Origin of the sequence: Pseudomonas sp. GM50 (genome assembly GCF_000282375.1) — a bacterium.
Lineage (GTDB): Bacteria > Pseudomonadota > Gammaproteobacteria > Pseudomonadales > Pseudomonadaceae > Aquipseudomonas.
Genome location: NZ_AKJK01000042.1, coordinates 269,207 through 293,937, shown reverse-complemented (window position 1 = coordinate 293,937; position 24,731 = coordinate 269,207). Strand labels below are relative to the sequence as shown.

The 24,731-nt window shown below is 59.1% G+C and carries 20 protein-coding genes; 10 read left to right on the top strand and 10 right to left on the bottom strand.

The window, feature by feature from the left end; translation table 11 throughout:
- Window positions 1-12: 12 nt before the first annotated feature.
- Window positions 13-1,113 carry a DNA-processing protein DprA gene (gene dprA, locus PMI30_RS20920; protein ID WP_008007921.1) on the bottom strand — a complete coding sequence of 367 codons (1,101 nt, stop codon included), beginning with the start codon at window positions 1,111-1,113 and terminating at the stop codon, window positions 13-15.
- An 80-nt stretch (window positions 1,114-1,193) separates the two neighbouring features.
- On the bottom strand, window positions 1,194-2,219 hold the full coding sequence (locus PMI30_RS20925) for a LysM peptidoglycan-binding domain-containing protein (protein ID WP_008007920.1): 1,026 nt from the start codon (window positions 2,217-2,219) through the stop codon (window positions 1,194-1,196).
- A 169-nt stretch (window positions 2,220-2,388) separates the two neighbouring features.
- Here PMI30_RS20925 and def point away from each other — a divergent pair, with 169 nt between their 5' ends.
- From def to PMI30_RS20950, 5 genes are all read left to right on the top strand, one after another.
- Window positions 2,389-2,895, top strand: coding sequence for a peptide deformylase (def, locus tag PMI30_RS20930; protein WP_008007919.1), 507 nt, complete (start codon window positions 2,389-2,391; stop codon window positions 2,893-2,895).
- Window positions 2,896-2,966: 71 nt separating this feature from the next.
- Window positions 2,967-3,926 (top strand): methionyl-tRNA formyltransferase, encoded by a 960-nt coding sequence (fmt, locus tag PMI30_RS20935; protein ID WP_008007917.1) that lies wholly within the window; start codon window positions 2,967-2,969, stop codon window positions 3,924-3,926.
- Window positions 3,923-5,233 (top strand): 16S rRNA (cytosine(967)-C(5))-methyltransferase RsmB, encoded by a 1,311-nt coding sequence (gene rsmB / locus PMI30_RS20940; RefSeq protein ID WP_008007915.1) that lies wholly within the window; start codon window positions 3,923-3,925, stop codon window positions 5,231-5,233. Before fmt ends, rsmB begins: the two co-directional genes overlap by 4 nt.
- A gap of 22 nt (window positions 5,234-5,255) precedes the next feature.
- Complete coding sequence (trkA, locus tag PMI30_RS20945) at window positions 5,256-6,629, top strand: Trk system potassium transporter TrkA (protein ID WP_008007913.1); 1,374 nt, start codon at window positions 5,256-5,258, stop codon at window positions 6,627-6,629.
- 134 nt (window positions 6,630-6,763) lie between these two features.
- Entirely contained in the window at window positions 6,764-7,078 is a 315-nt protein-coding gene (locus PMI30_RS20950; RefSeq protein ID WP_008007911.1) for a tetratricopeptide repeat protein, read from the top strand.
- A 138-nt stretch (window positions 7,079-7,216) separates the two neighbouring features.
- Here PMI30_RS20950 and PMI30_RS20955 read toward each other — a convergent pair whose 3' ends face one another.
- Both PMI30_RS20955 and tag read right to left on the bottom strand, forming a co-directional pair.
- The gene (locus PMI30_RS20955) at window positions 7,217-8,104 is read right to left on the bottom strand and encodes a lysophospholipid acyltransferase (protein WP_008007909.1); all 888 of its coding nucleotides are present in this window, start codon (window positions 8,102-8,104) and stop codon (window positions 7,217-7,219) included.
- A 40-nt stretch (window positions 8,105-8,144) separates the two neighbouring features.
- On the bottom strand, window positions 8,145-8,702 hold the full coding sequence (gene tag, locus PMI30_RS20960; RefSeq protein WP_007902964.1) for a DNA-3-methyladenine glycosylase I: 558 nt from the start codon (window positions 8,700-8,702) through the stop codon (window positions 8,145-8,147).
- Between the two features lie 81 nt (window positions 8,703-8,783).
- On the opposite strand from tag, the gene glyQ reads away from it, so the two are divergent.
- From glyQ to PMI30_RS20980, 4 genes are all read left to right on the top strand, one after another.
- On the top strand, window positions 8,784-9,737 hold the full coding sequence (gene glyQ, locus PMI30_RS20965) for a glycine--tRNA ligase subunit alpha (RefSeq protein ID WP_003213601.1): 954 nt from the start codon (window positions 8,784-8,786) through the stop codon (window positions 9,735-9,737).
- The gene (gene glyS, locus PMI30_RS20970) at window positions 9,734-11,788 is read left to right on the top strand and encodes a glycine--tRNA ligase subunit beta (protein WP_008007908.1); all 2,055 of its coding nucleotides are present in this window, start codon (window positions 9,734-9,736) and stop codon (window positions 11,786-11,788) included. The genes glyQ and glyS overlap by 4 nt, the downstream gene beginning before the upstream one ends.
- A 4-nt stretch (window positions 11,789-11,792) precedes the next feature.
- Window positions 11,793-12,332 (top strand): D-glycero-beta-D-manno-heptose 1,7-bisphosphate 7-phosphatase, encoded by a 540-nt coding sequence (gene gmhB, locus PMI30_RS20975; protein WP_162831697.1) that lies wholly within the window; start codon window positions 11,793-11,795, stop codon window positions 12,330-12,332.
- Window positions 12,333-12,413: 81 nt separating this feature from the next.
- The gene (locus PMI30_RS20980; protein ID WP_032835069.1) at window positions 12,414-13,193 is read left to right on the top strand and encodes a lysophospholipid acyltransferase family protein; all 780 of its coding nucleotides are present in this window, start codon (window positions 12,414-12,416) and stop codon (window positions 13,191-13,193) included.
- 182 nt (window positions 13,194-13,375) lie between these two features.
- On the opposite strand, the gene PMI30_RS20985 is transcribed toward PMI30_RS20980, so the two are convergent.
- Window positions 13,376-15,688 (bottom strand): CHASE2 domain-containing protein, encoded by a 2,313-nt coding sequence (locus PMI30_RS20985; RefSeq protein ID WP_008007905.1) that lies wholly within the window; start codon window positions 15,686-15,688, stop codon window positions 13,376-13,378.
- Between the two features lie 18 nt (window positions 15,689-15,706).
- Window positions 15,707-16,702: a FecR family protein gene (locus PMI30_RS20990; RefSeq protein WP_008007903.1), complete on the bottom strand. Its 996-nt coding sequence runs from the start codon at window positions 16,700-16,702 to the stop codon at window positions 15,707-15,709.
- Between the two features lie 765 nt (window positions 16,703-17,467).
- Between PMI30_RS20990 and PMI30_RS20995 the strand changes: the two genes are divergently transcribed.
- Window positions 17,468-18,187: a response regulator transcription factor gene (locus tag PMI30_RS20995; RefSeq protein WP_008007900.1), complete on the top strand. Its 720-nt coding sequence runs from the start codon at window positions 17,468-17,470 to the stop codon at window positions 18,185-18,187.
- A 72-nt stretch (window positions 18,188-18,259) separates the two neighbouring features.
- Here PMI30_RS20995 and gyrB read toward each other — a convergent pair whose 3' ends face one another.
- Genes gyrB through dnaA form a run of 4 tightly spaced genes read right to left on the bottom strand, consistent with a single transcriptional unit; the run spans window position 18,260 to window position 24,470 of the window.
- A complete protein-coding gene (gyrB, locus tag PMI30_RS21000; RefSeq protein ID WP_007902994.1) occupies window positions 18,260-20,677 on the bottom strand; it encodes a DNA topoisomerase (ATP-hydrolyzing) subunit B in 2,418 nt (805 codons plus the stop codon).
- A gap of 5 nt (window positions 20,678-20,682) precedes the next feature.
- Window positions 20,683-21,786, bottom strand: a complete 1,104-nt coding sequence (recF, locus tag PMI30_RS21005; RefSeq protein ID WP_008007898.1) for a DNA replication/repair protein RecF — start codon at window positions 21,784-21,786, stop codon at window positions 20,683-20,685.
- A 20-nt stretch (window positions 21,787-21,806) separates the two neighbouring features.
- Window positions 21,807-22,910, bottom strand: a complete 1,104-nt coding sequence (dnaN, locus tag PMI30_RS21010) for a DNA polymerase III subunit beta (protein ID WP_007903001.1) — start codon at window positions 22,908-22,910, stop codon at window positions 21,807-21,809.
- Between the two features lie 39 nt (window positions 22,911-22,949).
- Window positions 22,950-24,470, bottom strand: a complete 1,521-nt coding sequence (gene dnaA / locus PMI30_RS21015) for a chromosomal replication initiator protein DnaA (protein WP_008007897.1) — start codon at window positions 24,468-24,470, stop codon at window positions 22,950-22,952.
- Window positions 24,471-24,731: the final 261 nt, after the last annotated feature.

Genomic DNA, 24,731 nt, shown 5'->3' with positions numbered 1-24,731 from the left:
TGCTTATAAAACCTAGTTTACCCGCGCAAACCATCGGCCGCTTTCGCAGACCGCACGGCCGTCCATTTCCAGTTCCGTCAACGCTGCCAGCACTTTGGACAATGCCCAGCCACTGGTGACCGCCAAGGCTTCACTGGTGTGGGGCGCTGCATGGAGCAATATGAGCAGCGGGTGAGTTTCCGTCGGTGTTTCTGTGGATAACGGCAGCCGTTGCCAGCCGCGCAAGGCTTCGAGGATGTGTTCTATGGTCTCCACCAGCACCGCACCGTCGCGGATCAGCTGATGGCAACCCTTTGCCCCAGGGTGATGAATCGACCCTGGAATCGCATACACCTCACGCCCCTGTTCCGCCGCCAGCCTGGCAGTAATCAACGAACCACTGGCAACACTCGCCTCGACAACCAGCACACCGAGGGACAAACCGCTGATGATTCGATTGCGCCGGGGGAAATTGCTGGGGGAAGGGCCGGCGTCCAGCGGGAACTCCGAAAGGACCGCGCTTCCCGAGGCGATCATGGCGTCCGCCAGTCGCCGATTTCGCTGTGGATAAAAATTTTCAAGCCCCGTGCCAAGTACGCCGACCGTTTGCCCGCCAACGTCCAGAGCCGCCTGATGCGCCGCAGCATCGATGCCCAGGGCCAGACCGCTGGTGATGACAAAACCGGCGCCGGCCAGCGTGCGGGAAAACGCAGCGGCGGTGTCCATGCCTGGTCGCGAAGCACGACGGCTGCCGACCATCGCCAGCTGTGGTTTCTCCAGAATTCCCGGATCGCCTGCGGCGAATAACAGCGGCGGCGCATCACTGATTTGCGCCAGCAACGCGGGGTAGTCAGGTTGGTCCCACATCAGTAAATGCTGGCCCGGGCGCTCTAACCAGGCCAATGCGTGACTGGCGCCGTCACGTATTTCACTGGAGCGCCGGGCCTGCGCGCAGGCAAGTGGCAGGCCCAATGCACGCCAGGCACTGGCCGGTGCGCTGATGGCTTTGGAGGCAGAGCCGAAGGCCTCAAGCAACTTCTTGAAACGCGCAGGGCCGAGTTCCGGTAAACGATGCAGGCGTAAACGGGCTTCCAGTTCCGCAGGGGAAACGGACGTACAGGCAGACAGCGACATGGATCATCCTTGATCGTTATAGAGTCCCGTCGAATCGGGAATAAGCTGTGGATAACTCTGTTGGTAACTTGTGAGCAGGCTTAAGGGTTTCGCACCTTGTCCATCACCGCCAGGGAGCGCGATGCGTTAAGGACAAGCCCGTAGCTGAGCTTGTCGTAGGTGCGGAATACCATCAGCAAACCGGCCCGCTCGTCGGGAATTTTCAATGGCTGACCGGTAATTCGGTCACGCACGGTTTCACCGGTTTTCATCACCACCAGCACATTGCCTTCGGCCAGTCCATCGCGCTGCCCCTTGTTCAGCGTGACGACGTCCAGCGCGCCGATCTGGGTGACCCCACGCGGCACATCAATGATCAAGCCGTCGATGTCGGTTGCCGGCGCACTGGGCATGAAAGTCGAATTGATCGAGCGCTCTTCACCGCCGAACAGCCGGTCGCCGAGTCGTACTTCCTGAGTGGTGCGTTGCAGGGCCAGGGTGGCGACATCGCCTTCAGTGGCAATGATCTCGCCGCCACCGATGTCGTCGGCGTTGATCCCCAGAAACTCCTTGCTCTGGGGATCGGTGTAGACCTTGCCCTGACGGAAGATGCCGTACACCGGTTGTGCCGGGTCGAAATGGCCACGCGCGAATATTCGATCACCGGTGCCACTGAGCACCCGTTCGGCATCGCCGGCGACAATGTAGGGCGCCTTGTCGAAATCCTCTGCCTTGTCGACGATGCGATTGCTCAGCAGAAAGCTGTTGATCGATTTCAGCGGAATGCTCGGAATGGCATCGGCCACCGGCGAGCTGCGGATTCGTGGCGAAAGCTTGATGGTGCCCCGGGAAGCGCCGCGATTGAGGGTCAGGCGTGGCTGACCGTTGACGTAGACCAGCGACAGCGTATCGCCCGGATAGATGAGATTGGGGTTTTCGATCTGTGGATTGGCCTGCCAAAGCTGCGGCCATTCCCACGGCTCACGCAGGTATTTGGCGGAAATGTCCCAGAGTGTGTCCCCTGCCACCACGGTGTATTGCTGTGGAAAACCTTCCCTGAGTTGCACTTGCCCGTGCGCAAAACCGGCCGAGGCCAGAAGGAGCAAGGCGAGTAGTGATTTCCTCATGCGGTGAATCCCTTTATTATGTACGTTCGCGTGAAACGCCAGAGCCCTCGTGGCTCGCTACCGGCTCCTTATTGAAAAGCCGGAAGCTACGTTCACAACGGTAGCCTGCATCCTCGGACTCGCCAGGCCATCGACCCGACTTTACCTCACACGTGCAGCAATTGAGCTTATGGCCATTTTAGACATCCTCGAATTCCCCGACTCGCGCCTGCGTACTATCGCCAAACCAGTGGCTGTAGTGGACGACGAAGTGCGTCAGTTGGTCGATGACATGTTTGAAACAATGTATGAAGCGCCAGGCATCGGCCTCGCCGCGACCCAGGTCAACGTGCATAAACGTATCGTCGTGATGGACCTCTCCGAAGACCGCAGCGAACCACGGGTGTTCATCAACCCCGAGTTCGAAGTCCTGACCGACGAGGTGGACCAGTACCAGGAAGGCTGCCTTTCGGTGCCGGGTTTCTACGAAAACGTCGACCGCCCGCAAAAGGTCAAGATCAAGGCCCTGGACCGCGACGGCCAACCGTACGAACTGATCGCCGAAGGCCTGCTCGCGGTATGCATCCAGCATGAATGCGACCACCTCAACGGCAAATTGTTCGTTGATTACCTGTCCACGCTCAAACGCGACCGGATCAAGAAGAAACTGGAAAAGCTCCATCGCCAGAACGCTTGATGCCCTTCTTTCAAAGGCTTGCTGCGGCAAGCCTTTTTCTTTTGCGACTGCTTTGTAATTGAGAGCTTCCCATGACTGAGCCACTGCGCATTGTCTTTGCCGGTACCCCGGAATTCGCCGCCGAACACCTCAAGGCTCTGCTCGACAGTCCTTACGAGATCGTTGCGGTCTACACTCAACCGGACCGTCCGGCAGGCCGTGGGCAGAAGCTGATGCCGAGCCCGGTCAAGCAGTTGGCTCTGGAGCACAACATCCAGGTGTTGCAACCTCCAACCCTGCGCAACGAAGACGCTCAGGCTGAACTGGCTGCACTGAAACCGGATTTGCTGGTGGTGGTCGCCTATGGCCTGATCCTGCCGCAAGTGGTGCTGGATATTCCGCGCCTGGGTTGCATCAACAGCCACGCCTCCTTGCTGCCACGCTGGCGCGGTGCGGCGCCGATCCAGCGCGCCGTTGAGGCAGGCGATAGCGAAAGCGGCGTGACCGTGATGCGCATGGAGCTGGGCCTCGACACCGGGCCGATGCTGCTCAAGGTCACCACGCCGATCAGCGCCGAAGACACCGGTGGCAGCCTCCACGACCGCCTCGCAGAAATGGGCCCACCGGCCGTGGTGCAGGCGATTGCCGGCCTGGCCGCTGACACTCTGCAAGGCGAAGTGCAGGACGACAGCCTCGCCACCTACGCACACAAATTGAACAAGGACGAAGCGCGCATCGACTGGAGCCGCCCGGCAGTTGAGCTGGAACGTCTGGTTCGCGCCTTCAACCCTTGGCCGATCACCCACAGCACGCTGAACGGCGAAGCGCTGAAAGTGCTGGCTGCAAGCCTGGCCGAAGGGCAGGGCGCACCGGGTGAAATCCTCAGTGCCAGCAAGGACGGCTTGGTTGTCGCCTGCGGTGAACAGGCACTGTGCCTGACCCGTCTGCAATTGCCCGGCGGCAAGGCGCTGAACTTCAGCGACTTGTTCAACAGCCGTCGTGAGAAATTCGCCCTCGGCACCGTCCTTGGTCAGACGGCGGACGCTCAATGAATCCACGTCTGGCCGCCGCCAAGGCACTGGCCGCTGTTCTTAACGGAAAAGCCTCACTCAACAGTTCTCTGCCGACGCAAATGGACAAGGTCGAAGACCGTGATCGCGGCTTCACCCAGGACCTGGCGTTCGGCACGGCTCGCTGGCAACCACGTTTGTCGGCGCTGGCGGCCAAGTTGCTGCAAAAACCGTTCAAAGCGGCTGATGCCGATGTCGAGGCGCTGTTGCTGGTCGGCCTCTACCAACTGCTCTACACCCGGGTTCCGGCTCACGCTGCCATCGGCGAAACCGTCGGTTGCGCCGACAAACTGAAAAAGCCGTGGGCCAAAGCCTTGCTCAACGCCGTGCTGCGCCGTGCCCAACGGGAAAGCGAAGCGCTGCTGGCCGAGCTGGAACACGACCCGGTGGTACGCACTGCTCACCCACGCTGGCTGCAAAAATCCCTCAAAGCCTTCTGGCCTGAGCAGTGGGAAGCCATTTGCGCGGCGAACAACGCTCACCCGCCGATGATTTTGCGGGTCAACCGTCGCCATCACACTCGCGATGCCTACCTCGGTTTGCTGACTGAAGCGGGTATTGCTGCCACGCCATGCGTTTACAGTCAGGACGGCATCATCCTCGACGCAGCGGCCGACGTGCGCAGCCTCCCGGGTTTCGCCGAAGGCTGGATCAGCGTGCAGGACGAAGCCGCGCAACTGGCCGCCGACCTGCTGGACCTGGCGCCAGGCCAACGGGTGCTGGACGCCTGCTGCGCACCGGGCGGCAAGACCTGCCACATCCTTGAAGCCGAGCCGGCACTCGCTGGCGTGGTGGCGGTGGACCTGGAAGCCAAGCGTTTGGTGCGGGTGCGGGAAAACCTCGCACGCCTGGGCCTGAGCGCTGAACTGATCGCCGCCGACGGCCGCGACACCGCGACCTGGTGGGACGGCAAGCCATTCCAACGCATTCTGCTGGACGCGCCATGCTCGGCCACTGGTGTGATTCGTCGTCACCCGGACATCAAACTGACTCGCCAACCCGACGACATTGCCGCCTTGGCGGTGCTTCAGGGCGAATTGCTCGACGCTATGTGGATAACATTGGAAGTGGGCGGCATTCTGCTTTACGCCACCTGCTCCACACTGCCGACCGAGAACACCGAAGTCATCGAAGCGTTCCTCGCCCGCACACCGGGCGCCCGTGAACTCGACATCGCCAGTCAGGCCGGCATCAAGCAGCCCCATGGTCGCCAATTACTGGCCCAGGAAGGCGGCCACGACGGGTTCTACTACGCCAAGCTGATCAAGATTGCCGCCGCGCGCGGTTAACCGGTTTTAAGGGAGTGACTGGATGAAAATCATCATCCTCGGCGCAGGGCAGGTCGGCGGTTCGCTGGCGGAACACTTGGCCAGCGAGGCCAACGACATCACCGTGGTCGACACCGATGGCGAACGCCTGCGTGACCTCGGCGATCGGCTGGACATCCGCACCGTGCAGGGTCGCGGTTCGCTGCCGACCATTCTGCGTCAGGCCGGTGCCGACGACGCCGACATGTTGGTTGCAGTGACCAACAGTGACGAAACCAACATGGTGGCCTGTCAGGTCGCCCACACTCTGTTTCACACACCGACCAAGATCGCCCGGGTCCGCGAAGCCGCGTACCTGACCCGCGCCGAATTGTTCGATAACGAAGCGATTCCGGTCGACGTGTTGATCAGTCCGGAGCAAGTCGTTACCAACTACATCAAACGCCTGATCCAGCATCCGGGGGCGTTGCAGGTAATCGATTTCGCCGAAGGCAAGGCGCAACTGGTGGCAGTGAAAGCCTATTACGGCGGTCCGCTGGTGGGTCAGCAACTGCGACAGCTGCGCGAACACATGCCGAATGTCGAAACGCGCGTTGCGGCGATTTTCCGTCGTGACCGACCGATCCTGCCCCAGGGCGATACGGTGATCGAGGCCGACGACGAAGTATTTTTCATCGCCGCCAAAGCGAATATTCGCGCGGTAATGAGTGAAATGCGCCGCCTCGACGAGAGCTATAAACGCATCGTCATTGCTGGCGGCGGGCAGATTGGCGAGCGTTTGGCCGAGGCCATCGAAAGCCGCTATCAGGTGAAGATCATCGAGATGAACCCGGCCCGCTGCCGCCATCTCTCGGACACCCTCGACAGCACCGTGGTGTTGCAGGGCAGTGCCTCCGACCGCGACTTGCTGATGGAAGAGAACATCGCCGACGCCGACATCTTCCTGGCGCTGACCAACGACGACGAAGCCAACATCATGTCGTCGCTGCTGGCCAAGCGTCTGGGCGCGAAGAAGGTGATGACGATCATCAACAACCCGGCCTACGTCGACCTGATTCAGGGCGGCGACATCGACATCGCCATCAGCCCGCAATTGGCGACCATCGGCACGTTGCTGGCCCACGTGCGGCGCGGCGATATCGTCAGCGTGCACTCATTGCGTCGGGGTGCGGCGGAAGCCATCGAGGCCATCGCCCACGGTGATGCGAAGTCGAGCAAGGTGATCGGCAAGGCCATCGAAAACATCGGCCTGCCGCCGGGGACCACCATTGGCGCGATCATCCGCGACGAAGAAGTGATCATCGCCCACGACGACACCGTGATCGAAGCCGGCGACCATGTGATTCTGTTCCTTGTGGATAAAAAGCATATTCGGGATGTGGAAAAGCTGTTCCATGTGGGGTTGAGCTTCTTCTGATCCGGCATTTGCAGTGGCTGGACGGGCCTCTTCGCGGGCAAGCCTCGCTCCTACAATGGATCACGCATGACCCGTAGGAGCGGCTTGCCCGCGAAAGCGATTTCGAACTCACCCAAAAACCAAAGGTGCCATCAATGATCGAATCCCTGGAAAAAATGCTCGCCAAGGGTGTGGATAACTCGCTGCTGCGCTTCGGCCTGGGCAAGGGTTATCTGGATCTTGGTGAAAATGCCAAGGCCGCAGAGCATTTCCAGCGCTGCGTCGAGTTCGATCCGAAGTATTCGGCGGCCTGGAAGCTATTGGGCAAGGCCCATCTGGCGTTGGCGGATTACGCGGCGGCGCGTCAGGCTTGGGAACAGGGTCTGGAAGCCGCCCGCAATCATGGCGACAAGCAGGCGGAGAAGGAGATGACGGTGTTTCTGAAAAAGCTTGAGCGTCAGGCGCACTGATCAGAAGTAACGCAGGCTAATCGCAAGATCAAAAGATCGCAGCCTTCGGCAGCTCCTACGGGGTGTACGCCGCGCCTTTTGTAGGAGCAGGCGAAGCCTGCGATCTTTTGATTTTACCGGGGGTTATCCACAGCGGCATCAGTACCAGCGTTCTTCGCCCGGCGGACGCTTCTTGAAGCGCTTCATGCTCCACATGTACTGGCTCGGATACGCCCGCACATAGCGCTCGACCACTTGGCTCATCGCCGCGCAGGAGGTTTCGGTATCGGTGCTGTACATGGCCTCGGGGGCGGCTTCGAGGATCACTTTGTAACCCGAGCCGTCCGGCAAACGCAGGGCATGCAGGAACACGCCGACCGCTTTGCCGCCGGCCAGCATGTTCGGCACGAATTTACTGGTCAGGGCCTGAGTGGCGAAGAACGGCACGAAGATCCCGGCGGATTCGGCCGGTTCCGGGTCAGCCGGAATGCCCACTGCACCACCTTTGCGCACTTCCTTGATCACGCTGAGGATGCCTTCCTTGGTGGAAGCAGCTACTCGGTTACCCAATTGCACCCGCTGCTTGCGCAGCAACTCATCCACCGCCTTGAGCTTGGGCGGACGGTAGAAAATGATCGGTTTGCACTGGTTGCAATAGAAGTGGTTCAACACTTCCCAGTTGCCCAGGTGGCTGGTGATGCCGACCACGCCTTTGCCGGAGGCGAGGGCATCCTTGAGCACATCGAGACCTTCGACTTCACGCACCAGGTCGATGGAACGCTGAGCCGGCCAGATCCACGCGCAAGCGCTCTCGGTCAGGGACTTGCCGATGTCTTTCAGGCTCTGTCCGACTAAACGCTCGCGTTCGGCCGGGTCCATTTGTGGGAAGCACTTGGCGAGGTTGATCCGCACCACATCGCGGGAACGGTTGGGGGTTTTCCACATGATCCAGCCAATCGCTGAACCCACCGCCTGCACGGCCCGCCAAGGAAGCAGGGCAAACAGACGCAGAGCGCCTACCAGCAAGGCGCCTTTCAACTTATCCACAGGTCACTCCTGATCTTGTGCTGTGCGCGAGGCGGCTATTCTAACCGCCGTTCGCCAAGGTGGCGTAGCGATCGCAATCCCGGGTGTGGTCCATGACCATGCCCGAGGCCTGCATCAACGCGTAACAAATGGTCGGGCCGACGAACGTGAAACCGGCTTTTTTCAGGCCTTTGCTCATCTCGACGGCGACCGGTGTCACGGCCGGCACTTCACTGCGATCCTTGAAATGATTGATCACCGGCGTTCCGCCGACGAACGACCAGAGAAACGCCACCGGGTCCTCCAGCGCCAGCCAGGCTTGGGCATTGCGCCGGGCGGCATTAAGTTTGAGGCGATTGCGGATGATCCCCGGATCAAGCATCAATTCATCGATTTCCGCGTCGCTCATCTGTGCCACACGCTGTACGTCGAAGCCAAACAGCACCTCGCGATAACGCTCTCGTTTGCGCAACACAGTGATCCAGGAAAGCCCGGCCTGGAACCCTTCGAGCAAAAGCAACTCGAACAAACCCTGCGCATCGCGTAGCGGCGTGCCCCACTCCTGATCGTGATAAGCCATGTACAGCGGATCTTCGGTACACCAAAAGCAGCGTGGCATAAGGCTCCAGGGGGCGTGCGCAGGACCGAATCGGGTATACTCCCGCTCTTTAAATCGCAGCCCAAGAAACAGGTGAATTTCGTGAGCCAGCCTACGCCAGCCGTGCGTACCTTCCAAGACTTGATCCTCGCCCTCCAGCAATACTGGGCCGAGCAAGGTTGTGTGGTACTTCAGCCCTACGATATGGAAGTAGGCGCCGGCACTTTCCACACTGCCACGTTCCTGCGCGCCATTGGCCCGGAAACCTGGAACGCCGCTTATGTGCAGCCCAGTCGTCGCCCGACTGACGGCCGCTACGGCGAAAACCCGAACCGTCTGCAGCACTACTACCAGTTCCAGGTAGTCCTGAAGCCGAACCCGGACAACTTCCAGGAACTGTACCTGGGCTCCCTCAAGCACGTGGGCCTCGACCCGCTGGTGCACGACATCCGTTTCGTCGAAGACAACTGGGAGTCGCCAACGCTGGGCGCCTGGGGTCTGGGCTGGGAAGTCTGGCTCAACGGCATGGAAGTGACGCAGTTCACTTACTTCCAGCAAGCGGGCGGCATCGAGTGCTACCCGGTGACCGGCGAGATCACTTACGGTCTTGAGCGTCTGGCCATGTACCTGCAAGGCGTGGACTCGGTCTACGACCTGGTCTGGGCTGACGGTCCGTTCGGCAAGGTGACCTACGGCGATGTGTTCCACCAGAACGAAGTGGAGCAGTCGACCTACAACTTCGAACACGCCAACGTCGAGAAGCTGTTCGAGTTGTTCGACTTCTATGAAAGCGAAGCCAAGCGCCTGATCGAACTTGATCAGCCATTGCCGTTGCCGAGCTACGAAATGGTGTTGAAGGCTTCCCACACCTTCAACCTGCTGGATGCGCGCCGGGCGATCTCGGTGACGGCGCGTCAGCAATACATCCTGCGTGTACGCACTTTGGCGCGTTCCGTCGCACAAGCCTACCTGCTGGCTCGCGCCAAGCTGGGCTTCCCGATGGCGACCCCGGACCTGCGTGATGAAGTACTGGCCAAGCTGGAGGCTGCACAATGAGTGCTCAAGATTTTCTGGTTGAATTGGGCACCGAAGAACTGCCACCCAAAGCCCTGAACACCCTGGCCGAAGCGTTTATGGCCGGTATCGACAAAGGCTTGCAAGCTGCCGGCCTGAACTACGAAACCAAAACCGTGTACGCCGCGCCACGTCGTCTGGCCGTGCTGATCACCGCGCTGGCGACCCAGCAGCCGGATCGCAGCATCAACCTCGACGGCCCGCCACGTCAGGCCGCGTTCGATGCCGAAGGCAACCCGACTCAAGCAGCCCTGGGCTTCGCCAAGAAGTGCGGCGTCGACCTGAGCGAGATCGATCAGAGCGGTCCAAAACTGCGCTACAGCCAAAGCATCGCCGGCAAGCCGACCGCGAGCCTGATGCCGACCATCGTTGAAGACTCCCTGAACGACCTGCCTATCCCCAAGCGCATGCGCTGGGGTGCTCGCAAAGAAGAATTCGTTCGCCCGACCCAATGGCTGGTGATGCTGCTTGGTGACCATGTCATCGACTGCACCATCCTTGCCCAGAAGTCCGGCCGCGATTCCCGTGGTCACCGCTTCCACCATCCTGAAAGCGTGCGCATCACCTCGCCGGCCAACTACCTGAATGACCTGCGTGCAGCCTATGTGCTGGCCGACGCCAACGAGCGTCGCGAGCTGATCAGCAAGCGCACCGAAGAACTGGCGACCCTGCAGGAAGGTACGGCGATCGTGCCGCCGAGCCTGCTCGACGAAGTGACCGCGCTGGTTGAATGGCCGGTGCCGCTGGTGTGCTCGTTCGAAGAACGTTTCCTCGACGTGCCGCAAGAAGCGCTGATCACCACCATGCAGGACAACCAGAAGTATTTCTGCCTGCTGGATGCCGACGGCAAGTTGCTGCCACGATTCATCACCGTGGCCAACATCGAAAGCAAAGACCCGCAGCAGATCATCGCCGGTAACGAGAAAGTGGTTCGCCCACGCCTGACCGACGCCGAGTTCTTCTTCAAGCAAGACAAGAAGCAAAAACTCGAAGACTTCAACCTGCGTCTGCAGAACGTGGTGTTCCAGGAAAAACTCGGCAGCGTCTACGACAAGGCCGAGCGCGTTTCCAGGCTCGCCGCGTTCATCGCTCAACGCATTGGTGGCAACCCGGCCTGGGCTTCCCGTGCCGGCCTGATGTCCAAGTGCGACCTGGCGACCGAAATGGTCGGTGAGTTCCCGGAGATGCAAGGTGTCGCCGGTTACTACTACGCCCTCAACGACGGCGAGCCGGAAGAAGTCGCCCTGGCGCTGAACGAGCAGTACATGCCGCGCGGTGCCGGTGCTGAACTGCCGACCACCCTGACCGGTGCGGCCGTGGCCATCGCCGACAAGCTCGACACGCTGGTGGGTATTTTCGGTATCGGCATGCTGCCAACCGGGAGCAAAGACCCGTACGCCCTGCGCCGTGCTGCGCTGGGTGTATTGCGCATCCTGATCGACAAGAAGCTCGACCTCGACCTGAACGACGCCGTGGCGTTTGCCGTGAATGCGTTCGGTACCAAGGTCAAAGCTGCCGGCCTGAATGACTCGGTGCTGGAATTCATCTTCGATCGTCTGCGTGCCCGTTATGAAGACGAAGGCGTTGATGTCGGGACTTACCTGTCGGTCCGTGCCCTGAAGCCAGGTTCGGCGCTGGATTTCGATCAGCGTGTACAAGCGGTAGAAGCGTTCCGCAAATTGCCGGAAGCCGCAGCCCTGGCCGCGGTGAACAAGCGCGTTTCGAACTTGCTGAGCAAGGTCGAAGGCTCTGTTCCTTCGGTCGTTGAAGCCAAGTACTTCGACAACGCCAACGAGTTCTCCCTGTATTCGGCGATCCAGCAGGCTGACCAGGCTGTTCAGCCAATGGCCGCTGCGCGTCAGTACAGCGAATCGCTGGCACGTCTGGCCGCCTTGCGCGAGCCGGTGGATGCGTTCTTCGAAGCGGTGATGGTCAACGCCGAAGATGCCAAGGTGCGAGCCAACCGCTATGCGCTGCTGGCGCGTCTGCGTGGCTTGTTCCTCGGCGTTGCCGACATTTCGCTGCTGGGCTAAGGGGCTGCTGTTGAAACTGCTGATTCTCGATCGGGACGGAGTGATCAATTACGACTCCGACGCGTACATCAAGTCGGTGGAGGAGTGGATTCCGCTCCCCGGTTCGATCGAAGCGATCGCGCAGTTGAGCAAGGCCGGCTGGACGGTGGCGGTCGCTACCAACCAGTCGGGCATCGCTCGCGGCTATTACGACATCGCCACCCTGGATGCCATGCACGCTCGCTTGCGCGAGCTGGTGGCGGAGCAGGGTGGCGAAGTCGGGCTGATCGTCTATTGCCCGCACGGGCCAGACGATGGCTGCGATTGCCGCAAGCCAAAACCCGGGATGTTGAAAACCATCGCCGCGCATTACAACGTTTCGCTGACGAATCTATGGTTCGTCGGCGATACTCTCGGTGACCTGGAAGCCGCCAGAGCCGTCGACTCTCAGCCAGTTTTGGTAAAGACCGGGAAAGGCGAAAAGACGCAGGGCAAGACCCTACCGGCGGGCACCTTGATTTTTGACGATCTGGCGGCGATTGCCGCGGAACTTATCCACAACTAAGGCTCTTCTGACATCCTGGCCAAGGACTGATCGGGAGTGCGCTTGAATAGGCGGGCAATGCCCGCAACGGTAAATGTCGCCATGTCGATACTGCAGGCCATCAGAACTTTCCTCTTTTACCTGCTGCTGGGCACCAGCTCTTTGCTCTGGTGCACCCTGAGCTTTTTTATCGCGCCGTTTCTGCCATTCAAGGCGCGCTATCGCTTTATCAACGTGTACTGGTGCCGCTGCGCCTTATGGCTGAGCAAAGTCTTTCTGGGTATCCGTTACGAAGTGAAGGGTGCCGAGAACGTGCCTGACCAGCCCTGCGTGATTCAGTCGAACCACCAGAGCACCTGGGAGACATTTTTTCTCTCGGCCTATTTCGAGCCTCTGAGCCAGGTGCTCAAGCGCGAACTGCTCTACGTTCCGTTCTTCGGCTGGGCCATGGCCATGCTGCGACCGATCGCCATCGACCGTGGCAACCCAAAGGCCGCGCTCAAACATGTGGCGAAGAAGGGTGATGAGCTGCTCAAGGACAATGTCTGGGTACTGATCTTCCCTGAAGGGACTCGCGTCCCTTACGGCACTATCGGCAAGTTCTCCCGCGGTGGCACCGCGTTGGCCGTCAATGCGTCATTACCGGTACTGCCGATTGCGCACAATGCCGGCAAGTTCTGGCCAAAAACCGGTTGGGCGAAACAGCAAGGCGTGATCACCGTCATCATTGGCGCGCCGATGTACGCCGAGGGTAACGGGCCGCGAGCCATTGCCGACCTGAATGATCGAGTGCAGGCCTGGAACGAACAGATGCAACGCGAGATGGGCTCGCTGCCAGCAGCCCCGGCGGCACCCAACGCTACCGATCAAGTGACTGTCTGAGATTCTGTGGATAACCTGTGTACCGTTTTGTTGAAAACCGTCGTTTTTTGTTTTTAAACTTATGATTTACATACATATTTCTTAAGCAAATAAAACGCCGGAAAAGGTGCATAAGTATATTTAGGACGTAAAAAAACCGGCTGATATAGCCGGTTTTTTTATGCCCGTTGAAAGCGTCTGGATCACTCGCTCAATAGCGGTAACTGGACGCTGAACGTCGTGCCTTGCCCCACCACGCTATGACAGGAAATCCTCCCGCCATGACGGTCCACCACCGCCTTGACCATGGACAAACCCAACCCCAGGCCGTCGCTGCCGTGAGCCGAGGTAAAACGCCGATACTGACTGAACAGCTCGGGAAGTTCATCGACAGCAATCCCTCGCCCCTGATCGGCGATCTCGCACAGTAGCCAACCCTCGGCACAACTCACCCGCACTGAGATCCGCGAGCCCGCCGGACTGTACTTGATGGCGTTTTCCAGCAGGTTGAACAGTGCCCGTGTCAGTAGCGATTGATCGGCCAGGACCAGCGCTTCAGCGTCTTCGTCGAGGTCATGCAGTAATTGAATGTTCTTCAGATGAGCGATGCTCGAAGCCTGGTCGAAGGTATCGAGCAACAACATCGCGAACATGCTCGGCTGAAACTGATAGGCCTCGGACTCGGCTTTTGCCAACTGCACAAAAGCCTCGGTCAGGTTCAGCGCCTTGCGCACTTGTAACTCGATCTGACTGAACACTTGAGTGTCGCCGGACACCTGATGCCGCTGAACATCGAGCAAGGCCAGTATCGCCGAATGGGGAGCCCTGAGGTCATGGGACAAAAAACGCAGCAACACGGCTCGCTGTTCTTCGGCATCGCGCTCGACGCTCAAGTCAGTGAGGCTCAGCAGCCAGCCAATCACGGAGTCACCCTCGGCCGGCAACAGCGGTGCCAGGTCCAGACGCAGGCTGCGTGCCTGGGTGTCACGAAACTCCAGCGGCTCCAGGGTCGACAACGCAGATGGCATTCCATTGGACGGCACCGGGTAACCCAAGTCGCTCAGTTGCTCGAGCATGTCCTCGCCCACCAGGCCACGACCAAACACCTCTCGAGCCTTGCGGTTGGCCAGCAGAATACGTCCGTTCGGATCGCTGATCAGTGTCGCCACCGGCAGGTATTCAAGTCCATCGGCGATGAAACGTCGGGTGTCGCGGGTCCGGCTCATGGCCTGCTCCAGCGCGACGATTTGCCCTTGCAGCACATCACCGGCCGGGGCCTGGGTGCGACGACGTTCGGGAAAGACTTTCGGCTCGCTATCCAGGCGCGCCAGTTCCCAGCCGAAATAGGCGAGCACCGCGTTCAGCCTTCGCCAATTCCAGATCAGGTAGCCCAGCATCATCCCTAGCAGGCTCGCCGCCGGTGACCACCACCAACCAAGCCGCAACAGTACACCCGAACCCAGTAGAGCGGCCGCCATTGCACCCAGTGTCAGCCATAGGGCGCGACGCGGACGTACCAACAGCAGGCCCAGCAACTCACCGACAATCATCACCGATAGCAACGCCGCCAAGCGCTGATCGAGAACCACGATGTTGCGCTGTTGCAGCAGCCCGTTGAGGATATTCGCCTGGATCTCGATGCCCGGTGTGGTGCCAATGCTGGCCGATTGCGGTGTCACGTAGCGGTCGCCCAGGCCTGGAGCGGTCGAGCCGATCAGGATCAAGCGATCGCGCAACAACTCGGGCGGGACTTCGCCGCGCAATACGCTGACGTAGGGCACAGTGGGAAAGCCCGCGTCGGAATGGATGAAAGGAATTCGTATTTCGTGGGCTCGCTGCCAGCCTTGCGCCGATGGCAGGGCCGGGGTACCAGACATCGGTACATTTCCCTTATCGGTAAGGGATTCTTCGTACAGCAGCCAAGCCAGTTGCGGGCGTGCTTTTTGCGCCGGTCCTTCGCTTAAATACACACTGCGCACAATGCCGTCGGCATCCGCTTCGGCATTGATGTGCCCGATGCCTTTGGCGCAATGGCTCAGCGCAGCCACCGGTTCAATTTCCCCCAAGGGCTGGCCATAACGTGCGACGCCTTCGCGCAACAGCGGCACGAAAACATTCCCGGCCCGACAGACCGCCTGGGCCAAAAGCTGATCGTTGCCGGGATGGCTATCGGGCTCGCTGAAGATAACGTCGAACAGAACGCCTTTAACGTTCGCGGCGCTGAGCCGATCCAAAAGTTGCGCGTGCATGACCCGCGACCACGGCCATTGGCCAAGCTGCTGCAAGCTGTAGTCATCGATCGTGACGATGAGTATTCGCGGGTCCACCGGCAGCGGACTCAGCCGGCGCAGGTTGTCATACAGCAGATTGCTCAGGGCCAGCCCCTGATTCATCGACAGCATCGCCGTCAGCGGCAACAGGATCAGACAGACCCACAGCCACTCGCGCACCATCCGCTGAAACAACCGCTGAGCCTGGGTCGGCTCGCGGTCATCCTTCCTTGGCCGTCTCTTCATCGGTCGTCGGCCAGGGCGCTATTGGACACGCGTGATCCTGGGGTAATAGAAAATGTCATACACCCCGGTCTCTCCCTCTAGCCCCTGAGCGTCATAGGCCGACAGGCGAACATGGTAGAAAAACGCTTTCAGCCCGCTGAATCTGACCTCTGGCGTGCTGGAAAACTGCTCTTGCTTGATGTCCAGAAAGGCTGCGTCGGTAGCCACTTGCGCCCGATAACGCGTGGCCCCTTCGATGGGTTTCATGATCAATTGCCACACAGGCACATTACCCGTCTGACCGGCTTGCCCCAACAAACGTGGGGCAGGTAGCAAGTCGATTGGCGTCAATGTGCCTTGTTTCTGAATACGTAAACCCTGACGGGCCATGACCTGGACCTCGTCAGCGTCAGCGCTCTGAGTCCGTTTGGCAGCCGACCGGGCAGGGCGGGAGCCCGACGTTTCCTCATCACGGTTGACCGCCACGTGTCCGTTCAGAACCTCCAGCAGCGCCTCGCCACCGTCATCGTTGCGCACCCGAAAGTGCGTGCCCCGTACGCCCAGTACACCGACCGGCGTGACGATCTGAAAGCGGTCATGGTCGCTGGGACGTTTGATCACATACGACTCAACCTGCCCCTGCTCAAGAATGACCTGAGGGATCGAATGTTCTTCATTGAGATGCAGGGTGATATGGGAACTGGAGGGCAACACCACCCGCGAGCCATCACCCAGGGACAGGCTGACAAACGCTGAGGGCGAGGTTTTGACTCCTTCCTGCTCGTCGATTGACATACCTTCCTGCAGCGGCGTCTGCTTGCCTTTGGCGTCCAGCTTCCAGGCTTCACCGGTCAGATGCTCGACAGTCGCCGGCAGCGGTTGACCACGGCATTGTTGGTTTTCATCGATATAAGGCAAGCGTTTTGCCAAGGAGACTGCCGCCGATGCACTCTGGGTGAGCAATCCCATCAGGCCGGCAACCAGTAAAAGACAGACACCAGAACGGCGTGAGAGCAATAAGGTCATGGGGTTCATGGATTGGCTTTTATGCTCTTATGGAAATCATGCCGGGAAACGCACGCGCTTGACGCACGATACCTGACCGGATGCTCTGGCAGATAGCCATGGAAGCAAAGGAAATGGGATGACACATCCCTGTGTCGGAGCCGAGCAGGCACTCCATGTATTTCCCCCTGAACGTGCGGACCACCGAAAACCGGCAATCGACGGTCCTGCCAGGTTGGCTTGACGCTCCCTGCGTCGGAGCACATCCCAATGCCCCTGTGCCGCTCAGCGCCAACGAATTTACCGACATGGAAGCCATGTGAGGCAATTATCAATATTTGTTCAGAATTGGCCGAGCGCGTTCAAAACACCCAACGTTGATGTGTTGGGTCAGGTTGTACGGCGTCTATCTGTGGGGAGTGCATCGGGGCAAAGCCGGGCGAATCCCCCATAACCGTGTTTGTTTCTGTTGGGCCGAAGTAACGCGGTACAGCCTCTTGGTCGACGACTGGAATCGACTGGACCGTGGTGCATCCCAGTCCAAGGCCAGCCACCAACATCAATGCTGCCAGTCTTGTGAACCCATTAGAGAGAATCTTTAGGTGCATCTTTCCCACAGTACCTCTTGAGCATTCTGCTGATGGATCATCGTCTACCGGCGAAGTGACATCAGCGTAACCATGCTTGGGAAGTTCGCAGCAATTCGCCACAATTGTTCAGATTCAATCAATCAGCCTAAACTCCCGCAGGCAATTTCTTAAACTTTGCACTTACGAGATGAAGGAAACACTCGGCATGCGTGTCGCAATACTGGATGACGAACCCGCCGAACTTCGCCGGGTGGAACAGACACTGCGACAGATCCCCGTAGCGGGAGAGCAGGGGTGGACGTTGCACAGCTTCGAGCGGGGAGAGGACTTGCTACGGCAACTTCGGCGGGAGACCTTCGACCTGCTGATCCTCGACTGGCAACTGCCCGATATCAGCGGCCTGGCGTTGTTGCGCTGGACCCGTGAACACATGGACGTGCCACCGGCCGCGATCATGCTCACCAGTCGCGATACCGAAAGCGATATCGTCCAGGCGTTGAACGCCGGGGCCGACGATTACGTGAGCAAACCGTTTCGTCCCAACGAACTGATGGCTCGAGTCAGCGCGGTGCTTCGTCGGCATGGGCTGCAACGCGCGGCAGCCACCGAAATACTGACCTTCAATGACCTTGAATTCGACGACGCCGAACTCACCGTCACCCGCGCCACCACCCCCATCAGCCTGACCGAACGGGAATACCGTCTCGCTCGCTGCCTGTTCGCCAATCTGGGCCGACCGTTGTCCCGTGAATACTTGTATGAACGTTTTTGGACCCATGAAGAAATAGCGTCCTCCCGCCCGCTGGATACTCATATTTATCGCCTGCGCAACAAGCTGGGCCTGACGGCCGATCGCGGTTGGCAGCTGCTGACGATTTACGGGTATGGGTATCGGCTCGAGAGCGTGGCCACTGCTAGCGAATGACGACGTTTCGACGATCAATAAAAAAGGCCAACGCTAAGCGTTGGCCTTTTTCGTTTTAGCGGTCCTGCTGGATCAGAAGTCCAGGTTGGACACCGCCAAGGCGTTACTTTCGATGAAGTCACGACGGGGTTCGACCGCATCACCCATCAGGGTGTTGAAGATCTGGTCCGCGCCAATGGCGTCCTCGATGGTCACTTTGAGCATCCGGCGCTGGCTTGGGTCCATGGTGGTTTCCCACAGCTGATCCGGGTTCATTTCGCCCAGACCTTTGTATCGCTGGATGGTGTGACGCTTGGTGCTTTCAGCCATCAGCCATTCAAGGGCTTCCTTGAACTCGGTGACCGGCTTCTTGCGCTCGCCGCGCTGGATGTACGCGCCGTCGTCCAGCAAGGTGCTCAATTGAGCGCCCAACGACACAACTGTCTTGTAATCGTTGCTGCCGAAGAAATCGCGGTTGAAGGTGATGTAGTTCGACAGGCCGTGGGAGATCAGCTCGACCTCTGGCAGCCAGACGTTACGTTCACGGTCTTCACGCAGGCTGGCTTTGTAAACCAGGCCGGATTTCTCGACGGTGCGCAGGCGAACTTCGAACTGAGCCATCCAATCCTGCATCGCTGCGTGATCGGACAGTTGCTCCATGCTCACCGCTGGCAGGTAGATGAAGTGCTCGGTCAGTTCCTGCGGGTACAGGCGCGACAGACGCTTGAGGGTCTTCATCACCAGGCGGAAGTCATTCACCAGACGCTCAAGCGCTTCGCCAGAGATACCCGGGGCTTCTTCGTTCAGGTGCAGGCTCGCGTCTTCCAGGGCCGACTGCGTCATGTACTCTTCCATGGCGTCGTCGTCTTTGATGTATTGCTCTTGCTTGCCTTTCTTGACCTTGTACAGCGGCGGCTGAGCGATGTAGATGTAACCGCGCTCGATCAACTCCGGCAACTGACGGAAGAAGAAGGTCAGCAGCAGGGTACGGATGTGCGAACCGTCGACGTCAGCATCGGTCATGATGATGATGTTGTGATAGCGCAGCTTGTCGATGTTGTACTCGTCGCGGCCAATGCCGCAGCCCAGCGCGGTGATCAAGGTGCCCACTTCTTGCGAAGAGATCATCTTGTCGAAGCGTGCCTTCTCCACGTTCAGGATCTTGCCCTTGAGCGGCAGGATGGCCTGGGTGCGACGGTTGCGTCCCTGCTTGGCGGAGCCGCCAGCAGAGTCACCTTCCACGAGGTACAGTTCGGAAAGGGCAGGGTCTTTTTCCTGGCAGTCAGCCAGTTTGCCCGGCAAGCCGGCGATGTCCAGCGCACCTTTGCGGCGGGTCATCTCACGGGCCTTACGCGCTGCTTCACGCGCACGCGCCGCATCGATCATCTTGCCGACGACCAGCTTGGCTTCGTTCGGGTTCTCCAGCAGGAAGTCAGAGAAGTACTTGCCCATTTCCTGTTCAACCGCGGTCTTCACTTCGGAAGACACCAGCTTGTCTTTGGTCTGGGAGCTGAACTTCGGATCCGGCACTTTTACCGAAATGATCGCTGTCAGGCCTTCGCGGGCATCGTCACCGGTGGTGGCAACTTTGTGCTTCTTCGCCAAACCTTCAGCTTCGATGTAGGTGTTCAGGTTACGCGTCAGCGCGGAACGGAAACCCACCAGGTGAGTACCGCCATCGCGCTGTGGAATGTTGTTGGTGAAACACAACAGGTTCTCGTTGAAGCTGTCGTTCCACTGCAGGGCGATTTCCACGCCGATGCCGTCTTCACGCTGGATGTTGAAGTGGAACACCTGGTTGACCGCAGTCTTGTTGGTGTTCAGGTATTCAACGAACGCACGCAGACCACCTTCGTACTTGAACAACTCTTCCTTGCCGCTGCGCTCATCCTTGAGGACGATGCCGACACCGGAGTTGAGGAAGGACAGTTCGCGAATCCGCTTGGCCAGGATGTCCCAGCTGAAGTGGATGTTCTTGAAGGTTTCAGCCGAAGGCTTGAAGTGGATCTGGGTGCCAGTGGTTTCGCTTTCGCCAACGATTTTCATCGGCTCTTGCGGAACACCGTGGACATAAGTCTGTTCCCAGATTTTTCCGCTGCGGCGAACGGTCAGGATCAGTTCTTTGGACAGTGCGTTCACCACCGACACACCTACACCGTGCAGACCGCCGGATACCTTGTAGGAGTTGTCGTCGAACTTACCGCCGGCGTGCAGCACGGTCATGATGACCTCGGCCGCCGAGACGCCTTCTTCTTTGTGCACGTCTACCGGGATGCCACGACCGTTGTCGCGAACGGTAATGGACTCGTCCGGGTGGATGATAATGCTGATGTCGTCGCAATGGCCTGCCAAAGCTTCGTCGATCGAGTTATCGACCACCTCGAACACCATGTGGTGCAGACCACTGCCATCGTCAGTGTCACCAATGTACATACCGGGACGTTTGCGTACGGCATCCAGGCCTTTCAGCACTTTAATGCTCGTTGAGTCGTACGTATTTTCTTCGCTCAATGCCTTCACTCCCGATGGTCGTGGGTCTGGGTGATACGGCCCTGTTCCACGTGGAACAGAGCGACTGGCGTTTCCGTCTGCCAGCCTTCCCTCAATAATTCGTGATCTACACAGGTGATAAAGACCTGGCAGCGTAAGTCTTCCAGCAAGCGGCAAAGCGCGCGACGGTGGTGCTCATCCAGTTCGGACGGCAGGTCATCCACCAGATAAATACACTGGCCGCGACGGGCCTGGCTAACCAAATGCCCTTGGGCGATCCGCAATGCACAGACCACCAACTTCTGCTGGCCACGAGACAAGATGTCCGCGGCGTTATGTGCGCCCAATCTAAGACGCAAATCAGCGCGTTGTGGTCCGGCTTGGGTATGACCCATTTGCTGATCCCGCTGAAGGGACCCGGCGAGCACTGCACTCAACTCACGGTCTTTGTCCCAGCCTCGGTAATAGCTGAGCGTTAAGCCCTCAAGCTCAACCAGTTCGCTCAAGGTCTGTTCAAAGACTGGTTTCAAGGCTTTGATGTAAGCGCGGCGGTATTCATCTATTTCAGCGCTGGCCTGGCACAGTTCCCTGTCCCAAACCGCTTGCGAAACGGCGTCAAGTGTACCATGTCGCAGCCAAGAGTTTCTCTGGCGCAAGGCCTTCTGCAAGCGCTGCCACGTGGACATGAATCGGGGTTCCACGTGGAACACACCCCAGTCGAGAAACTGTCGGCGAATCTTCGGCGCACCTTCCAGCAGGCGGAAGCTGTCCGGGTTGATCAATTGCAACGGCAGGATCTCTGCCAGTTGCGCAGCACTTCGTGCGTTCTGCCCATCAATGCGAATCTGGAACTCACCCTGGCGGTCGCGAGATATCCCCAACGCACTGTGTCCACCCTCAGCCAATTCGACTTGGCCAAACACCGTGCACGCCAATTGCTCGTATTGAATGACGGGTAACAGACGGCTGCTACGAAACGAACGGGCAAGCCCCAGCAGATGAATGGCTTCTAGAACACTGGTTTTGCCGCTGCCGTTGGCGCCGTAAAGAATGTTTATTCGGGGGGAGGGGGAGAAGGTCACCGGGTGCAGATTGCGCACCGCGGTGACCGAGACGCGACTTAAGGACATCTAGGTTCTGCTGAGCATGATTACAGACGCATCGGCATGACAACGTAAGCCGAGTCGTCGTTGTCGGACTCTTGCACCAGCGCACTGCTGTTGGAGTCGGACAGGATCAAGCGAACCTGCTCGGTGGTCATCACGCCCAGCACGTCGAGCAGATAGCTCACGTTGAAGCCGATTTCCAGAGAGCCGCCGTTATACTCAACGCCCACTTCTTCTTCCGCTTCTTCCTGCTCCGGGTTGTTCGCCTGGATCTTCAGCTGACCATTGGCCAGTTGCAGACGGATGCCACGGTACTTCTCGTTGGACAGAATCGCGGTACGGCTGAACGCTTCACGCAATGCCTGACGATCGCCGAGTACCAGTTTGTCGCCGCCTTTAGGCAGAACACGCTCGTAGTCAGGGAATTTACCGTCGACCAGTTTCGAGGTGAAGGTGAACTCGCCGGTGGTGGCGCGGATGTGGTGCTGGCCCAGCACGATGCTGACGTTGCCGTCCGGTTCGGTCAGCAGACGCGCCAGTTCCAGAATACCTTTGCGCGGTACTATCACCTGATGACGATCCGGCTGACCGATATCGGCCTGCATCGAACACATGGCCAGACGGTGACCGTCAGTCGCCACGGCGCGGATGATCCCGGCCGAGACTTCCAGCAGCATGCCGTTGAGGTAGTAACGCACGTCCTGCTGCGCCATGGCGAAGCTGGTGCGTTCAATCAGACGACGCAGTTTGCTTTGCTCAAGGCTGCAGGTCAGAGAGCCTGGGCCTTCTTCCACCGTCGGGAAGTCATTGGCTGGCAGGGTCGACAGGGTGAAGCGGCTACGGCCGGCCTTCACCACGAGCTTCTGCTCATCGACCTTGATGTCGATCAGCGCATCGTTCGGCAAGCTCTTGCAGATGTCCATCAGCTTGCGCGCAGGCACAGTGATGGAACCCGGGTCCGCAGGCTCTTCGAGTTGCACACGACCGACCAGCTCGACTTCCAGGTCGGTACCGGTCAGCGACAGTTGCTGGCCTTCGACAACCAGCAGCACGTTGGAGAGCACCGGCAAGGTCTGTCGGCGCTCGACGACGCCTGCGACCAGTTGCAGGGGTTTCAACAGGGCTTCGCGTTGAATGGTGAAATGCATGGTCTAGTCCCTTGCCTTAATAAGCTGCGCTGGTGTTCATCAAGTAGTCAGTGTACGCAGCAGGTTCTTATAGTCCTCGCGGATGTCCGCGTCGGATTCCTTAAGCTCGTTGATCTTGCGGCAGGCGTGCAAAACAGTCGTATGGTCGCGGCCGCCAAACACATCGCCGATTTCCGGCAGGCTGTGGTTGGTCAGTTCCTTGGACAACGCCATGGCGACCTGACGCGGACGTGCTACCGAGCGTGAACGACGCTTGGACAGCAGGTCGGATATCTTGATCTTGTAATACTCGGCGACGGTGCGCTGAATGTTATCCACAGACACCAGTTTGTCTTGCAGCGCCAACAAGTCTTTCAGGGATTCGCGAATCAGCTCAATGGTGATATCACGGCCCATGAAGTGCGAGTGGGCGATCACGCGTTTGAGCGCGCCTTCCAGCTCACGGACGTTGGAGCGAATACGCTGGGCAATGAAGAACGCCGCGTCGTGCGGCAGATCGACTTTGGCCTGGTCGGCCTTTTTCATCAGGATCGCCACGCGGGTTTCCAGCTCCGGCGGCTCGACGGCAACCGTCAGGCCCCAGCCGAAACGTGACTTCAGGCGCTCTTCAAGGCCTTCGATTTCTTTCGGATAGCGGTCACTGGTAAGAATGACCTGCTGGCCACCTTCAAGCAGGGCGTTGAAGGTGTGGAAAAACTCTTCCTGAGAGCGTTCCTTGCGGGCGAAGAACTGAATGTCATCGATCAGCAACGCATCCACCGAGCGGTAGAAGCGCTTGAACTCGTTGATCGCATTCAGCTGCAAGGCCTTGACCATGTCTGCAACGAAACGCTCGGAATGCAGGTACACAACCTTGGCATTCGGATTCTTCTTTAATAGGTGGTTACCCACCGCGTGCATCAAGTGCGTTTTACCCAAGCCGACACCGCCATAAAGGAAGAGCGGGTTGTAGCCGTGCTTGGGGTTGTCCGCCACCTGCCAGGCCGCAGCCCGTGCCAGTTGGTTGGACTTGCCTTCGACGAAGTTCTCGAAGGTAAAGGTGCGGTTCAGGTAGCTGGTGTGCTTGAGCGCGCCTTCGACCTGCACCGTACGCTGTTCGGAGCGAACCGGGGCCTGCTGCGAACTGGCGCCGGCCATTGGGTCGAAGCTGTCGCGGGACGGCTCTTCACTGACCTCGGCTACTTTTTGTGTCGCACGTTTGGTCGAGGCTGCTGCCGGGGCTGGCGCTGGAGCGCTGACAGGCGCTTGAGCGGCCTGGGCCTGGGACGCTGCAGCGGCCAACGGGGCATTGGGTGCCGCACGCGGCGCCGAACTGCGTTTGCTGCCTATTAATAAGGACAGCGCCGGCGCCAGGCCATTGCCATGCTCATCCAGCAGTTCAAGGACGCGGCCCAGGTACTTTTCATTGACCCAGTCGAGAACAAAACGATTCGGCGCGTAGACACGCAGCTCGTCGCCTTCGGCTTCGACCTGTAGTGGACGGATCCAAGTGTTGAATTGTTGGGCAGGCAGCTCATCGCGCAAAAGCTCAACGCACTGCTGCCAAAGTTCCACTGACACGGATATCCCCTAAGTTGAAAGCCGGTGAGGCAAAAACAAGCGGTCATTGTAGCGACCAGACGTCCACTTATCCACATGCAGGTTGCGCACAGGGCATGATTTATCAATGCGTTAACCCTCGAAAAGAAGACCAACGGTATGTGCATAAGCTCTGTGGATAACCGCCCATGAGGGCACTGGACAAGTGGGGGCGAAACTCGGTGGATAACCTGCCTGTGGATAACTAGCGTTTCCACACACAGCTTATCCGACAGCGCAGCA

Coding starts and splice junctions, on each gene's coding strand:
- PMI30_RS20950 (WP_008007911.1), top strand. CDS start 6,764: ATGATCGAATCCCTGGAAAAAATGCTCGCCAAGGGTGTGGATAACTCG.
- dnaN (WP_007903001.1), bottom strand. CDS start 22,910: ATGCATTTCACCATTCAACGCGAAGCCCTGTTGAAACCCCTGCAACTG.
- PMI30_RS20995 (WP_008007900.1), top strand. CDS start 17,468: ATGCGTGTCGCAATACTGGATGACGAACCCGCCGAACTTCGCCGGGTG.
- PMI30_RS20925 (WP_008007920.1), bottom strand. CDS start 2,219: ATGAGGAAATCACTACTCGCCTTGCTCCTTCTGGCCTCGGCCGGTTTT.
- PMI30_RS20990 (WP_008007903.1), bottom strand. CDS start 16,702: ATGAACCCCATGACCTTATTGCTCTCACGCCGTTCTGGTGTCTGTCTT.
- rsmB (WP_008007915.1), top strand. CDS start 3,923: ATGAATCCACGTCTGGCCGCCGCCAAGGCACTGGCCGCTGTTCTTAAC.
- recF (WP_008007898.1), bottom strand. CDS start 21,786: ATGTCCTTAAGTCGCGTCTCGGTCACCGCGGTGCGCAATCTGCACCCG.
- tag (WP_007902964.1), bottom strand. CDS start 8,702: ATGCCACGCTGCTTTTGGTGTACCGAAGATCCGCTGTACATGGCTTAT.
- dprA (WP_008007921.1), bottom strand. CDS start 1,113: ATGTCGCTGTCTGCCTGTACGTCCGTTTCCCCTGCGGAACTGGAAGCC.
- PMI30_RS20980 (WP_032835069.1), top strand. CDS start 12,414: ATGTCGATACTGCAGGCCATCAGAACTTTCCTCTTTTACCTGCTGCTG.
- def (WP_008007919.1), top strand. CDS start 2,389: ATGGCCATTTTAGACATCCTCGAATTCCCCGACTCGCGCCTGCGTACT.
- PMI30_RS20985 (WP_008007905.1), bottom strand. CDS start 15,688: ATGAAGAGACGGCCAAGGAAGGATGACCGCGAGCCGACCCAGGCTCAG.
- fmt (WP_008007917.1), top strand. CDS start 2,967: ATGACTGAGCCACTGCGCATTGTCTTTGCCGGTACCCCGGAATTCGCC.
- trkA (WP_008007913.1), top strand. CDS start 5,256: ATGAAAATCATCATCCTCGGCGCAGGGCAGGTCGGCGGTTCGCTGGCG.
- glyS (WP_008007908.1), top strand. CDS start 9,734: ATGAGTGCTCAAGATTTTCTGGTTGAATTGGGCACCGAAGAACTGCCA.